This window comes from Pseudomonadales bacterium (assembly GCA_024234435.1).
Lineage (GTDB): Bacteria > Pseudomonadota > Gammaproteobacteria > Pseudomonadales > Porticoccaceae > JACKOF01.
Window position 1 is genome coordinate 1943271 of record JACKOF010000001.1, and the last position, 14835, is coordinate 1958105.

The 14835-nt window shown below is 48.2% G+C and carries 10 protein-coding genes; 2 read left to right on the forward strand and 8 right to left on the reverse strand.

Annotated features, from left to right (window positions below; translation table 11 throughout):
• Positions 1–104: 104 nt before the first annotated feature.
• Positions 105–1388: a cytochrome P450 gene (locus H7A02_08930; protein ID MCP5172375.1), complete on the forward strand. Its 1284-nt coding sequence runs from the start codon at positions 105–107 to the stop codon at positions 1386–1388.
• Positions 1389–1403: 15 nt separating this feature from the next.
• Positions 1404–1580 carry a rubredoxin gene (locus tag H7A02_08935; GenBank protein MCP5172376.1) on the forward strand — a complete coding sequence of 59 codons (177 nt, stop codon included), beginning with the start codon at positions 1404–1406 and terminating at the stop codon, positions 1578–1580.
• 1 nt (position 1581) lies between these two features.
• Here the strand turns inward: H7A02_08935 and H7A02_08940 are convergent, their stop codons facing one another.
• From H7A02_08940 to H7A02_08975, 8 genes are all read right to left on the reverse strand, one after another.
• On the reverse strand, positions 1582–2613 hold the full coding sequence (locus tag H7A02_08940; GenBank protein MCP5172377.1) for a GGDEF domain-containing protein: 1032 nt from the start codon (positions 2611–2613) through the stop codon (positions 1582–1584).
• A 478-nt stretch (positions 2614–3091) separates the two neighbouring features.
• Complete coding sequence (locus tag H7A02_08945; protein MCP5172378.1) at positions 3092–4291, reverse strand: iron-containing alcohol dehydrogenase; 1200 nt, start codon at positions 4289–4291, stop codon at positions 3092–3094.
• A 50-nt stretch (positions 4292–4341) separates the two neighbouring features.
• The gene (locus H7A02_08950; GenBank protein MCP5172379.1) at positions 4342–5856 is read right to left on the reverse strand and encodes an aldehyde dehydrogenase; all 1515 of its coding nucleotides are present in this window, start codon (positions 5854–5856) and stop codon (positions 4342–4344) included.
• Positions 5857–5961: 105 nt separating this feature from the next.
• Positions 5962–7110, reverse strand: a complete 1149-nt coding sequence (locus H7A02_08955; protein MCP5172380.1) for an acyl-CoA dehydrogenase family protein — start codon at positions 7108–7110, stop codon at positions 5962–5964.
• 326 nt (positions 7111–7436) lie between these two features.
• Entirely contained in the window at positions 7437–9521 is a 2085-nt protein-coding gene (locus H7A02_08960) for a PQQ-dependent dehydrogenase, methanol/ethanol family (protein MCP5172381.1), read from the reverse strand.
• 24 nt (positions 9522–9545) lie between these two features.
• A complete protein-coding gene (locus tag H7A02_08965) occupies positions 9546–11921 on the reverse strand; it encodes a TonB-dependent receptor (protein MCP5172382.1) in 2376 nt (791 codons plus the stop codon).
• Positions 11922–12240: 319 nt separating this feature from the next.
• Positions 12241–13416, reverse strand: a complete 1176-nt coding sequence (locus H7A02_08970; GenBank protein MCP5172383.1) for an alpha-hydroxy-acid oxidizing protein — start codon at positions 13414–13416, stop codon at positions 12241–12243.
• Between the two features lie 53 nt (positions 13417–13469).
• Positions 13470–14738 (reverse strand): MFS transporter, encoded by a 1269-nt coding sequence (locus tag H7A02_08975; GenBank protein MCP5172384.1) that lies wholly within the window; start codon positions 14736–14738, stop codon positions 13470–13472.
• Positions 14739–14835 lie beyond the last annotated feature (97 nt).

Genomic DNA, 14835 nt, shown 5'->3' on the forward strand with positions numbered 1-14835 from the left:
GGATGGTTGGGGTGGACTTTTTCGATGTTAATCTTTATTCAGCTAGCACTATGAAAAGCGCTTAATCTAAAAAAATAAATAAAAGCAAACCAGAGGTAATTCGCATGACCGCCCCCATCATCCCCACTGAGTTAATCGCACCGTTATATAACCCTCATACCTTTGGCAATCGGGACACGGTAAGAAAACTGTTCAAAACCATACAAAAAGAGTACCCGGTAGGCATTGCCGAAGTTCCCGGTTACGACCCGCACTGGATCATTACCAAATTTGAGGACGTTCGCGAAATCACGCGCCGCGATGATATTTTCCTGAACGCGCAGCGCTCCAAAACACTGGCATCAAAAGTGGCCGAACGCATGATGCGCGAGTACTCTGGCGGTAAACCCCATATTTTCCAAACGCTGGTCCATATGGATGAACCCATGCATAAAGACTACCGCGATGTCACTGCTAGTATGTTTATGCCACAGGAAATCGCGAAACTGGCTGACACCGTGAGCGTAACTGCAAAAAAATGGGTTGACCGACTCGAAGAGATTGGCCCCGAATGTGATTTCGCGAAAGATATCGCCTTCCAATACCCTCTGGAGGTGGTTTGTAATTTAATTGGCCTTCCGGAAGAAGACCACCAAAAAATGCTGCGCCTTACCCAGTGGATGTTTACTTACGCGGACCCCGACCTGAAGCGCCCGGGAGCTGACCTGAGTGATCCGGAAGAAATTATTCGCACTTGGGATATCGCCTACAACGAATGGAAAGACTATTTTCTGGACCTGGTAGAAAATCGCCGGGCTTGCCCAAAATCGGATATTGCATCGGTTATTGCTAACAGCAAAATCAATGGCTGCCCGATGGAAGAGCGGGCTATGGTTTCTTACCTGATTATCGCCTCCAGTGCTGGCCACGACACAACTGCCGCCACCACTGCTCACTCCATGTGGCAACTGGCACAAAGCCCTGAGTTATTGCAGCAGTTAAAAAATGATCCCGCGTTAATCAAGGGTTTCGTCGAAGAATCCATCCGCTGGGCGAGCCCTGTACAGCAGTTCACCCGCTCTGCGGCTGAAGACTATGAGTTCCACGGCGAAACGATTAAAAAAGGCGACATGGTTTATCTCTCGTTCCTTGCTGCAAACTTTGATGACGATGCCTTTGAAGACCCCGACACATTCAACCCCACCCGGCAACCAAACCGGCATGCTGGTTTAGGTTATGGTTCTCACATCTGTTTGGGCCAACACCTGGCGCGCCTGGAAATGATCAAGTTCTGGGAAGAAGCCATTCCACGAATCGAATCTGTAGAGCTTACAGGCGAACCGAAAATGGCTGAATCGGAATTTGTTGCCGGGCCTAAAGAAGTGCCTATTCGTTTCAAAATGGCGTAATTAGGGAGGTATTACATGTCCACCAGTTATAAAAAATGGCAGTGTATTTCCTGTGGTGAAATTTATGACGAAGAGCTAGGACTCCCCTTTGAGGGAGTTCCGGCAGGCACCCGGTTTGAAGATCTTCCTGAAGACTGGATTTGTCCCGCCTGCGGTTCACAGAAATCCGATTTTATTGTTTTGGAGGAGTAACTCACACCTCAGTTACCAGCTCCTGGCTACTGGCAGGTTCTTTGTCGTTTGATGTTATCGACACCCTGCCTTTACCCATGCCTTTCGCTTCATACATACTTTTATCCGCAGCCCGAATTAACATGTCTGCATCCGAAGCATGATCAGGGAAAAAAGCAACTCCTATGCTGGCCGATAGTTTGAGTGTCATTGCCGAGTGTCGAACAGGTTTCTCAATACTCGCCAGGACAGAGTTTGCAACACGCACAGCAACCTCACGATGGGCCGGATCAATATTCAAGATGATGGCAAATTCGTCTCCACCATATCGAGCGACAAGGTCATCACCTCTGACGCAAGCCGTTATCCTCCCAGCGATCGCCTTCAGAGCGTCATCTCCGACTGCATGGCCATAATTGTCATTGATAGCCTTAAAGCCATCCAAGTCAATGAACAGTAAAGCAACACATTGCCCGGAAGAACGAGCTATTTCTAGATTCTCGTACAAGTCCTTCATCAATTTTTTACGATTACATAACTCCGTCAGCGCATCGTGCTCTGACAAGAATTCGCTTTGTTGTTTCTCCTGTCGGGTTCGGGCCAAATCTTCAGAAAGCTTTTGTCTCAGCAAAAAACTTTCCCGGATATATTCGTTACGCTTAAGTGCAGAAAAGATACCAAGAACATTCGCTGACACAAGAAAAACACCGTTAGTAATAACGATAAAAAACTCCCTTTGATCACTCATATCTCTGATCAAGCTGAGCATTAAAAGGTAACTGACCACAAGGCTAAACCCGGCTAAAGCATCGTGCCAAATCGGAGAAAAACTAAAACTGTAGAGCCCCATAATTACTAACAGCATTCCTGCATAATAGAAGTTCTTAGCCGGATCTTCAGGGCCGGTAATGAACAACATTGCATCTATTCCACCGCCGGTAATAAGGAAACTTGCCAACATCAGAAGTGAGTAATGTTTCAGGAAGAAGCTGTAATAAGTAGAAATTATCAACGCAATCAAAAGCACAACCACCACCGCACGAATTTTCCACACAGTGATTAATGCCGAAGGAAGCGCCCAAAGGTCCACCGGCGCAAAAGCAGCGTAAAGTATTACGGCGAGCAGAAACAACTGCCGAGCGGCACGAAGACGCGCACCGGAGAGGTGGGCAACATACTCTGATTGCAGTTGTTCCGGAATCGGGTTTCTAAACATCCCAACAGTTATTATTAGTTGTCATTTTTGCGAGCGCCCAGCTGGATTTTCTATTGTGAGCTACCGAAGTGTTCCGTACGCGCCCTTTTCCATATTGTACTCACTCAACACTACAGATAGAGCGGCTCACGAGTATAAGCGTTCATACTCTTCAAAAAAAGCGAAACTGGTTACAATACATACAGACACTGAAGGAAAAGCGGCGCTACAGAACAAAAGATGCATCAATTTACCGGCAAGACAAGATATTAAGACGCCGCTGGCTAATTCAGCGGCGCCTACCAATAACCATGCTATCGAACTTCAGCTATCACCTTTAACCAATAGCTTTGAGTGTTATTTCCCTTATTTTTTCTACTGGGATGGGGTAGAACACAGCCATAGGATCATTTACCACCGCAGTGATAATTTTTTCCATATCCTCTTCTTTTACATTCCATCGAGAGAAGTCTGTCGCACAACCAATCTCTCTCTGAAGGCTGCGGATTTTTTCTATCACCTCGGCGAGCCGATCTACACCCGTTTTGCCGTTGGGCGCCATGTTTAACGCATTAGCAAGACGTTCCGCATTCCCCACATAAAGCTCTGGCAGACATTCCATCACAATGGGCAATAGCACGGCATTACCGTCACCATGAGGCACATGATATAGCGCGCCAAAAGCATGTGAGCAGTTGTGTACAGGCGTAGCGTTTAATGCGGCCACATAACCGTTAATAGCCATGCAGCTGGCATTAATCATTTGCGTTCTGGCTTCGACATCCTGTCCGTTGGCAACGGCTTTTGGCAGATATTGTTCAATTAGCTGTGCCGCCAAAATAGAATGGGCATCGCTGAACGGGTTTGCATTGGGAGAGGCAACCCCTTCAAGCGCATGAGTCAGCGCATCCATGCCGGTAGACCCGGTTAGTCCGGGCGGCAACCCGAGTGTAAGTTGAGCGTCGAGAACCGCGATATCAGCATCCAGAAACGGTGCGACCAAGCCACCTTTAAACCCCGCTTCCTCATTAAGAATAACAGCCGCCGGGCTGACTTCGGCTCCGGTACCTGCGGTAGTCGGTACGGCCAAGTGAGGAATACCCATATGCTGGGCTTCCGGCCAGGTTTCCATTTTGATACCCGCCTGCAAAGATTCAGCAATATCAAGCAATTGATGGCACAGCGCATATTTAACGGCCTTAGCCGCATCAAGCACACTACCCCCACCCACAGCGAGAATCGAATCAATGGCATTCGCTCGGGCAAACGCGATGCAGTCATTGACGTTACTGCTGCCTGCATCTGGCAAAATATCTGTGTAAATTGCCGCCAGGGTTGGCATGGTTCCCGATTGAGGCATGTCGAACGTCGCAGCAACCCGGTCAACGATACCTACATTTTTTAACCCCTGATCGCTGATTAACAAAACCCGACGAGCGCCTAACCCCTGCAATAAAGCCGGAACACGAATAACACTACCGTAACCACTGTGAATAACAGTGCGTAAGTTGTATTGAAAATATCCAGTGCTGGACATAAGAGATACCCCTGTAATCTTTATACTTTTCAGTTTTTATCGATAGCGACTTATGGGTACACCAACCGATGCATCGCCTTGCTCTCGGGCGACTGTTCAAAGGACATGGAAACGGCCTTGGTCTCAACGTAGGAATCGAGGCTGTACTTGCCAAGCTCCCGACCAAACCCGCTTTGTTTGTAACCACCGAACGGCGCGTCGGTACGCAACATGTGCCAATCGTTAATCCAGATTGATCCGGCCCTGAGATCTCGAGCCAGTTGTTGCGCCAGCACCAGATCATCCGTCCAGATACCCGCTGACAACCCGTATTCTGTGTCGTTAGCCAGCGCAACCGCTTCTTCAACATCACTGAATTTAATCACTGAAAGTACAGGACCAAAAATCTCTTCCCGTGCAACTTTCATATCATTTGTTACGTCGGCAAGCACTGTAGGCTCCACATAAAAGCCACCGTCGCAACCGGCCACTTGCGCCTGTTTTCCGCCACAGAGCAACCGTGCACCTTCGTTAACACCTGATTCGATGTAACCCATCACTTTGTTGAAATGGGCCTCGGTGGACATTGGTCCCATACCGGTAGAGGGCTCGGCAGGGTTACCCACAACCACACCCGCAGACCTGGATACCAGTTTCTCCAATAGCTCGTCGTATACGGACTCATGTACTAACAGCCGAGTACCCGATTCACAGGCCTGCCCCGCATTCATATAGACACCAAAAAGAGCTCCCTGAGCGACCATATCCAGATTGGCATCAGGCATCACAATACCCGGTCCCTTACCACCCAATTCCAGTGTGCAGCGCTTCATAGTTGCAGCACAATTTGCCTGAATTAAACGGCCCACCCGTGTGGAACCGGTAAATGACATTTTGTCGATATCCGGGTGCAGACTCATCGCTTCACCCACAACGTGACCAGCGCCGTTGACAATATTCAACACCCCGGGCGGCAACACCTGCTGCAATATTTCAGCCAGACGAATTGACGAAGTGGGTGTTAACTCAGAGGGCTTAAGCACAATGGTGTTACCTGCTGCCAGTGCTGGGCCTACCTTCCACGAAAACAGCAACAGCGGAAAGTTCCAGGCGGTAATCAAACCACAAACACCAACCGGCTCCTTCCACACTTGCGTATGCCACAGTTCTGGCAGAATCCGCGGCGCATGATTTTCCACAAACGGGTAGGTTTTAACTGTTTCTGCCAGATTCATCCACAAGTCGGCAATGGCCGGAATATCCATATTCGCCGCCCGGTTAACCGTAGCGCCGGAACATGAAATTTCGAGACCAATCAGCTCTGGGGCATTGGCTATCACAAGCTGCGCACAGCGATAGAGTATTTTTGATCGCTCAGAGGGAGGCATGTGTCGCCAGCCACGATCATTGAACGCCGCTCTGGCTGCGGCAACGGCAGCATCGACATCGGCTGTATTCCCCATTGCAGCCCGACCAACAACGGCGCCATTGGCCGGGTTAATCACATCGGCATATTCACCACTTTGCGGCTCGCAATTTTGGCCATTTATCACATGCTGATACACGGGTATTTCGGAGTTTGACATAGGTTATTCCCCCTGGAATCGTCATTCATGATTCACTAATTGTTATTAATATTTTCCAACAAACATCAGATTTCCACTGATCTCAACCCGGGCTTACCTGGCTATTTACTTGTCCAGAATTGAGCGTGCAATCACCTCTTTCATAATTTCCGAGGTACCGCCATAGATCGTTTGAACTCTGGCGTCGATATAAAAACGTGATATCGGGTATTCTTTTGTGTACCCATAACCACCAAAAAGTTGTAAACAGGTGTTAGTCACCTGGCACTGCATCTCTGTAGCTGTGAGCTTGACCAGAGCCGCCTCCTCAACGGTCATAGCCCCTGACGCATACCTGAAAGCACACTTTTCAACATAAGCTCTACATAACTCCAACTCAGCTTTGGCTTCAGCCAGTTTGAAACGCGTATTCTGCAACGCCGAAAGTTTTTTGCCGAACGCAGCTCGCTCGCCCACATAATCAATCGTAATATCCAAAGCACCCTGCGCGGCGCCAATGGCCGTCGCAGCGATTCCAAGGCGCTCTCGCGGCAGTTCCTGCATCAGGTAAACAAACCCCTTTCCTGTCTCACCGAGCAAGGCACTCGAAGGCACCCTCAGGTTGTCAAAAAACAATTCTGCGGTATCGCTACTGTGTTGCCCCAGTTTTTCAATTTTTTTGCCCTTCACAAAACCTGGCAACCTGGTATCAACCAGAAATAGTGAAATCCCTTTTGCGCCCGCACTCGGATCAGTTTTCGCGGCAACTATCACCACATCGGCATGAATACCGTTAGTGATAAAAACTTTTGAGCCGTTAATCACATATTCGTCGCCATCCCGAATAGCCGTTGTTCTCAACGCCGCCAAATCACTCCCCGCTCCGGGTTCAGTCATGGCTATTGCGCCAACAGCATCACCCGACACCATGGCGGGCAGCCATTGCTGCTGTTGCTCTTCGGTACCAATATGCAAAATATAAGGGGCCACAATACTGGAATGGATATTGTAGCCACTGGATAGCCCGGAATAACCTAGGCGCGCCAGTTCCTCGATAATCATTTGGCAAACCAGATAGTCCGCCCCGGCAGCACCATATTGCTCGGGCATGTCTACACATAACATGCCAGCCTCACCCAGCTTGTTCCAGAAACTGCGCGGGGTAATGCCCTGCTTTTCCCAGGTTTCAAAATGAGGTGCAACCTCTTGCTCAAGAAACCGTAAAACCATTTCTCGGAAGATTGTTATTTCCTCATTATTTGATAGATAACTCATGCATTGCTCCGAATCGCCGAACGTCGATCATACCTGACGGCCGACTCAACGATAATATGCCAGGTAATATAACGATATCAGTTCAGCAACAACCCATACTTTGGGTTGGGATATAGCTAATTTAGAAAACCAGCCCTTTAATAAATCAGACGGGAGTGCCGCAAAAGATTAGATCCATTACAGTAAAAAAACGGAAAGACAACAACATACGTTAAAGCATGCGATAAAGGATCAAACTTTGATAATAAGAGAAAAAGAAGCCTAGGTTTTTACAAAAACACCCAGTTTTATTTTCAGCTAACTGGCGCACCTAAAGAGCAAAGCCTTTACTTAGTTGTGGACAATCGCTTCGCGGCATGGACAACATAGGAACGAACAAACTTAATTTCCGTATCACTCAACTGCGACTGGAAACTTGCCATACCATTACTTGAGAGCGCGCCATCACGCACCACAGCCAACCAGCTTTCTTCCGACGCAAGAAAGCTGCTGTAGCGAAGATCTGGCACGATTCCGCCACTTATCGCAGTAGCACCATGACAACGGCTACAGTATCGTTCATATAACTCACCGCCCAACTGCACATCGCCTTCGCCAAGGAAATCTTTAATTACCGGCACTTCTAGATCAGTAACCACGGTCTTCGCCGGTAAGATTGCAGACCCATTCAGCTTAAATATTAACAACCTGTTTTTACCGGAAACGCCAAATTTTGCCCCTCCAAGAAAGGCCAGATTCCCTCCCCAACCCGCCATCAATGCTACATATTGATCACCCTCAACCGTGTAAGTGATCGGTGCAGCTACAATGCCTGTACCTGCATCGAAACGCCAAAGCGATTTACCAGAAGATGCGTCGTAAGCGAGAAACTCGCCTTGCCCACTCCCCTGAAATACAAGGTTACCCGCAGTAACCAATGTCCCACCGTTTACCGGTCCAGGGTAAGGAACACGCCAAACTTCTTTAGCTAACACTGGATCCCAAGCGGCCAGCCAGCCGCCTATCGCTAACTCTTTTGGAGGTGTTACGAAAGAAAAAGAAACGTTAAGATTAAACTTCTTGTCACCGCGCGGCTCATCGCTGTTGTCTTTGTAAATAACGGGAAGCTGTTGCACCGGTATGTATGCTAGGCCCGTTTCCGGGCTAAACGACATGGGTTGCCAACTGTGCGCGCCCAGCCCACTGGGAGTCAAAAGAAACGGCTCTCCGGTTTCATAAAATCGGGCAGCAGGGTTCTCAACGGGCCTCCCCGTTGCCATATCAACACCGGTACTCCAGGTCATGGGCACAAAAGCAGTCGCTGACAACAGCTCGCCCGTTTCCCGATCAATCACATAGAAATAACCGTTCTTGGGTGCTTGCATCAACACCTGCCGAAGCTGACCTTCGTTTTCTACCTCTGCCAGAATCATACTTTGCGTGGCGTTAAAATCCCAGGTCTCGCCGGGTGTCGTCTGATAATGCCAAACGTATTCACCGGTAGTAGCCCGCAACGCAACAATGGAAGCCAGAAACAGGTTGTCTCCCTTACCATCGCTTCGCACCCCCTGGTTCCAAGGGCCTCCATTCCCCACGCCGATATAGAGTAGATCCAACGCGGGGTCGTAAGCCATCGAATCCCAAACCGTACCACCGCCACCATGAACCCAAAACTCGCCATGCCAGGTTGGCGCAGCCAGCTGTTCTAATACAGGATCAGAAACCTCGCCATCGCTCTTACCGGGTTGAGCTGGTACTGTATAAAAACGCCAAACCTGTTCACCAGTGTTGACGTTATAAGCAGAAACATAACCGCGAACGCCAAATTCTCCACCACCATTACCAATAACGACCAACCCTTTTACAACACGTGGAGCACCCGTAATGGTATAAGCCTTATCTGGGTCCACTGTCAGCGTTTCCCACACCGGTTTGCCGTTAGTTGCATCAAGAGCGATCAATCTACCGTCGAGGACACCGACAAACACTTTGCCCTCCCAAACGGCTACACCCCGGTTATTTGGCCCACAACAACTCTTGACCAAAGCGCTCTTTACGTCCGGGTCGAATCGCCAAAGCAACTCTCCGGTTCTGGCATCATGGGCACTGACCACACTCCAGTCAGTCGATATATACATGATGCCATCAACAACTATCGGTGTTGATTCCTGCCCCAGCTGAGTAGGAATATCGTAGTAACTCTCAAGCGCAAGCTCACCAACATTCCCATCATGAATCAAAGCCAATGGGCTAAAGCGTTGCTCATCATAGGTACGGCCAGTGGACATCCACTGACCCGACTCCTGATCAGCAGCCAGTAGCCTTTGGGCATCAACTCTGGCTGAACTTTCAAATTTGTGTGATTCGCCACCACAACCTATCAAACTGAAAAATAAAATCAGCGCTAAAGCGGACAGGCGTAAAAGCTTCATCAACACTTACCTACTTCGTTATTGTTAATCAAAGTTATAGCTAACTGATACACCGTAAGTACGCGGCATGCCAGGCACTCTAAAGATCGTATCCTGAAGCGTATCAGCATTGGTCCAGTAATTTTCGTCAAAGAGGTTACGTGCGTACAAACCCACCTGAAATGAATCATCATTTTTTACCAGGTTCATCGTGGCATTCACCGTCGTGTAAGAGCCAATTCTGAAGTCATGTTCCCCACCAATAACCCCTTCTGAAAACGTCTGATAATGGGCGCTTAGGTTTGATATCAAATTGAACTCACTTCCCACCGGCAACAAATAGCTGATTTGACCATTTACCTGCCATTCCGGTGTGTAAGGGAAGTCTGACCCGGCAAAATCTTCCGCTTCGCCCAAGCTATTTATACCAATAAAGTCAGTGATTTCACTATGCGTATAGGAGGCGTTAAGACCAAACCGCAAGGAATCTGTCGGGCTAACAGTTAGCTCTATTTCACCACCATAAACCTCAGATTCCGGAACATTAACCACCAGCTCTAGCGTGGTAAACACTGGGTCTATAACATTGCCATAGAGCTGCTTGTCGGTGTAATCGTAGAAAAAAACACTGGCGTTCAGTTGCGCCGCTCGGTCAAACAGAGAAGATTTAACCCCCACCTCATAAGCAACAAGCTTTTCCTGAACGGCTGGTTCAAATTGAACTTCAGAGTTTCCTGGAACAACAGGGAAAGCACCAGTTTTGTACCCCTGGGCTAATGAGGCGTATATCAGCATGTCTTCATTAGGCATGTAGTTGATACCAATACGACCAGACACGTTCTCTTCTTCAAGCGTGTTCTGAACCAACACGTTATCGGTAAGTGATTCGTTAAATGTCAGACATTCGTTAACACCCACATTCGCACTACCACCCACGCCGGATGCCACCAGATCAAGTGTGGTGTTCCAGACCGGCCTGGTATTACCCTCATGATCGGTGGAGCATCCAGCAAATTCGGTACGGTCTTTGGTATAACGAAGGCCAGCAAGAATGGTGACCTGCTCATTCAACATCCACTCAACATTACCCAAAATCGAATACGAACGGATATCATGATCGGATTTATTGCCAAACCTCGCAAAACCATTGCTAATTTCTTCCGGGGTAAACTCCGTTTGAGGTATTGTTAATCCAACAAATCGCAAAAATTCAACAGTTGAACCTTCGTCATAATAGCCGACCTGATTGTCAACAATTTCATCTTCCGCATAAAAAGCCCCAACAAGCCATTTCGTATTATCGGTTTCGCCGTGAATCCGAAACTCCTGAGAAAAGCTCTGAATTTCGCCCATGGAATCAAAATCGATAACTTCGAGTGAAGTTCCGTCGGCATCGGTAAAATCCCGGCGTTCCAAATCGTTGTAACTTGTCAAAGATACCAGCGTCGTTGAATCGGTGAGCTGATAATCAAAGCGGGCTGTCAGGGAATAAAATCTCGAATCAGTGCGATACTCCGGCCGACCCGGTGCACTCGCACCCCAGTCAGCTTCGTCATTATCCCAATCGGAATAAACACTAGCCGGAATCCCCGGGTTGATAAATGCCGGCTCATCCGGAATGAAGGCTGACGCCTGAGTTGCCACAGTGTCAGACTTATCCTGCCACCAGGAAGCTCCAAAGTTGGCGGTCAATCTATCGTTAGGTTCCCACAACACGGACAGGCGTGCAGCCGCTCGCTCCTTTTCACCCAGCTCATCATTTCGACTCCGACTTTTCTGCCAACCTTCATCGCTGTTTTCACTTCTGGCGGCCAGACGTACACTAACTGTGTCCGATATTGCCCCATTAACAAAACCTTCAAAGTTATAGGTGTCGTAGTTACCCGCCTCCATGGTTACAGAGCTTTCAAAATCCTGAGTTGGCTTGGCGGCAATAAAGTTCACCAGTCCACCCGTAGTATTCCTGCCATACAGCGTACCCTGCGGCCCTTTCAAAACCTCGACTCGCTCAATATCAAACAACGGTCCGTTTGCCATGTACGGATAAGCTAAAGCTACTTCATCGAGGTAAACGCCGACCGGGCTGGAAGACGAAAGATTAGGGGTCTGGAAACCAATACCCCGCAACGTAAAAATAGGGGTGTTTGCATTTGAACGGCTAAAGGTAAACCCTGAGATCAGTTGCGTAAGATCTGATGCATCAACTACACCATTATCTTTTAGCGCACTGCCCGAAATAGCCTGAATCGACATCCCGACATCATCGGCGCTCTGGGCACGCTTTTGTGCGGTAACGATAACCTCTTCCAGCTGAGCAAATGCATCTAGTGAAAATACCGACATAAATACCAGTGGAACAACAGCCGCTCTACAGCCTCGGAAAGAACCCTTTCCGGACTTATCATTTTTGATATCCATCATTTTATCCCCGTGTAATACCAGTGCTTAATAACTGCTAATTTCTTTTAATAGCGCTCTCAAAAAAGCCCTTTTAAAGCTTTTGATGAGTCAACAGGGATTCTAGGAGGACACTACCTTTATGGGCATGCCCTTATGTGTCATAAACCGTCATTGAAGGTCACTTTATTCGTCCCTTTCTCTCCAAGAGCCGCCATAAAAAGTGCCTAGAAAGGTTTCAGCAAGCCAGAAAGTTAATAGCGTTGCACTAGAAACAATTGATTAATTTAAACTTACGGGAAAAAGAGGCACAGGTATTCAGCCCGCTGATTTCAGAAGCATTTTATTGAAGAAAAGACGGCAGCGAATTGGCGGCTCGCAAATGACTTCGACCGACTTCGGCAATACTGGCACAACCTAATAACGCCAATGTTCGCTCAGTCTCTGCGTGCAACAAGCACAAGGCCTTTTCGACACCCTCGCGCCCTGCCGTAGCCAGCCCGTATAAATAGGGTCTGCCTACCATACAAGCAGATGCCCCTAAAGCCAGCGCTTTCACTATGTGCGAACCCCTGCGAATACCACCATCCAGAATGATTTCAACTTCTCCACCTACGGCATCAACAATGTCTGGTAGAGCATCGACAGCACTTACTGCACCATCTAATTGGCGGCCACCATGATTGGAAACGATAATAGCTGAAGCACCAATACCAACCGCACGACGAGCATCGTCAACAGACAGAATACCTTTGATTGCAAAGGGTTTACCCCAATACTCAATCAGCTTTTCTGCTCGATCCCAATTCAAGTTGCGATCCATAATAGACAAAAAGAACGCTGTTAAGGTCGACAAGTCCGCATCGCAATTAACTTCTTGGCGTTTGCAGTTTGGCAAATCAAATTTCTTGCCCAGCAAATAATCCAAACACCACTTTGGCCTTAATGAAAAATTCATTAAGGCGCGCGGACCCATTTTTGGAGGCACCGCCAAACCCGATCGATGGTCGCGCTCTCTATTACCAGCCACAACGGTGTCAACGGTGAGGCACAAGGCGTCATAACCCGCAGCTTTACAGCGATCAATTGTCTCGTAATTCAAACCGTCATCAGTGAGCAAATACAGCTGAAACATTTTCAGGCCATCACTGACTTTGGCAATATCCTCAATACTCGTTGTCGCCATAGTGGACAAACTGTATCCCACACCAGATCTGGCAGCCTCCACCGCTACTGCACTTTCACCGCCCGGATGAAACAGCTGAGTCATACCTGTGGGGGACAAAACTAACGGCCAGCTCAACTGCCTGCCGAGCACAGTGGAACGCATATCCACATCACACATATCTCTCAAATAATTGGGTATAAACTCGAATTTGTTAAAAGCTGCGGTATTTTTTGCGAGGGAATATTCATCGTCTGCCCCTCCCTCAATGTAATGAAACAATGGTGCAGGCAAATAGCGTCGAGCCCTGTCACGCAGATCATTAATATTAAAACATCGATCTAGTTTCGACATAACGCGCAGTTCCTGGAATCATATACATGTGTTTGAGGTTTCGTCTTCTTTCGTTATGCGCGCTGCGTTTTTGGCAAAGCAAGGCAGAGCAGTACGGCCAAGCCAGCTAAAAATGTACTGAACATCAATGGTCTTTGGTAACTGCCATAGACATCGTGCAACATCCCCAACAACCAGGGACTAAGGCCATAACCGAAAATAAAAACACTGTATTGCCAACCATAAATGGCGCCGTAGTGACGCCTCCCAAAATAGGAAACGGTGAGATATGCAATCAAATCCACTTCTGCACCAGCAGCCAAGCCCAGCAATGCCGTAGCTAACCACGCAAACTGCAAACCAAACTGCCACAACAGAAAAATACCGGTACTGGCCAACAACAGCACTGCCGAACTCACGAGCACCATAGGCAAGTGATCTAGCAAATACCCGATAACCAAACGACCAACCACACTGGTGATACCCAGAATTGAAGCAATGGCGGCCGCGTTCACCATCGTCAGACCCAGATCAATAAAAATGGGTATTAAATGAACAATAATCCCGGCCACGCCAAGAGCCATCATTAGACCAATCGCTGACAACAACCAATAAACAGCGGTTCGGCGTGCCGCAGAGTGAGTATCCCCCTGCGTCTGCTGAAAAGTTTGGTGAGGCGTCAGTTCCGGCAAATGCCGAAAACCTGCCCAAACAATAGGCGACGCTGCCAGCGCCACAGCAGCCAGCGCGTAGTAAGCTTCTCGCCACCCATAGGTTTCCACTACTCCCGCCACCAAGCGTGGCACCCAAAAACCGGCAACGCCTGCGCCAGTTAATGCCAGGCCCAGAGAAAAACCTCTCGCCCGGTCAAAGCAGGCACTAATGGGCCTGACCATAACAATAGGTGTCGAACCCGCGCCTAATACCGCGATAACAAAATAACCAATCCAGAATTGATAGAGGTTGTTCATCTGACTGGCCAACAGCACAATGGCCAAAGCATGACTCACTAAGCTAACAGTCCCGACTAAAGCTGCACCGTAACGATCACACAATCGACCGACAAAAGAACCTACGATAAAAAGTGACAGGGTAAGCACCGTAGCACCAAAAGATAACTCGCTTCGGCTCCAGCCAAACTCTTGCTGCAACGAAGGAATAAAGGCGCCCAAACTATAAAACATGGTGGCTGACATACCTGTCGTGAGTCCCAACGCTGAAGCAAATAATAGTAGGGACTTACCTTTCAATTCTTGAACCTGAGTCCTGACACCCATAGACCGACCTTTGATTATCGTTTCAACATCACCATTGCTGTTGACTCTCTTATGCCAATTTTGCATCAACGATTAAAGATCCGATTTGAACCTCGTACAGACACGTAAAATGACGCGAATAATCTACAATAATGCGGGAATGGATATTATGGCAGTACAGGTC

Excerpts from the sequence above, each read along its gene's own strand:
- H7A02_08965 (MCP5172382.1), bottom strand. The coding sequence starts at position 11,921 with ATGATGGATATCAAAAATGATAAGTCCGGAAAGGGTTCTTTCCGAGGC.
- H7A02_08935 (MCP5172376.1), top strand. The coding sequence starts at position 1,404 with ATGTCCACCAGTTATAAAAAATGGCAGTGTATTTCCTGTGGTGAAATT.
- H7A02_08950 (MCP5172379.1), bottom strand. The coding sequence starts at position 5,856 with ATGTCAAACTCCGAAATACCCGTGTATCAGCATGTGATAAATGGCCAA.
- H7A02_08960 (MCP5172381.1), bottom strand. The coding sequence starts at position 9,521 with ATGAAGCTTTTACGCCTGTCCGCTTTAGCGCTGATTTTATTTTTCAGT.
- H7A02_08970 (MCP5172383.1), bottom strand. The coding sequence starts at position 13,416 with ATGTCGAAACTAGATCGATGTTTTAATATTAATGATCTGCGTGACAGG.
- H7A02_08955 (MCP5172380.1), bottom strand. The coding sequence starts at position 7,110 with ATGAGTTATCTATCAAATAATGAGGAAATAACAATCTTCCGAGAAATG.
- H7A02_08975 (MCP5172384.1), bottom strand. The coding sequence starts at position 14,738 with ATGCAAAATTGGCATAAGAGAGTCAACAGCAATGGTGATGTTGAAACG.
- H7A02_08930 (MCP5172375.1), top strand. The coding sequence starts at position 105 with ATGACCGCCCCCATCATCCCCACTGAGTTAATCGCACCGTTATATAAC.
- H7A02_08945 (MCP5172378.1), bottom strand. The coding sequence starts at position 4,291 with ATGTCCAGCACTGGATATTTTCAATACAACTTACGCACTGTTATTCAC.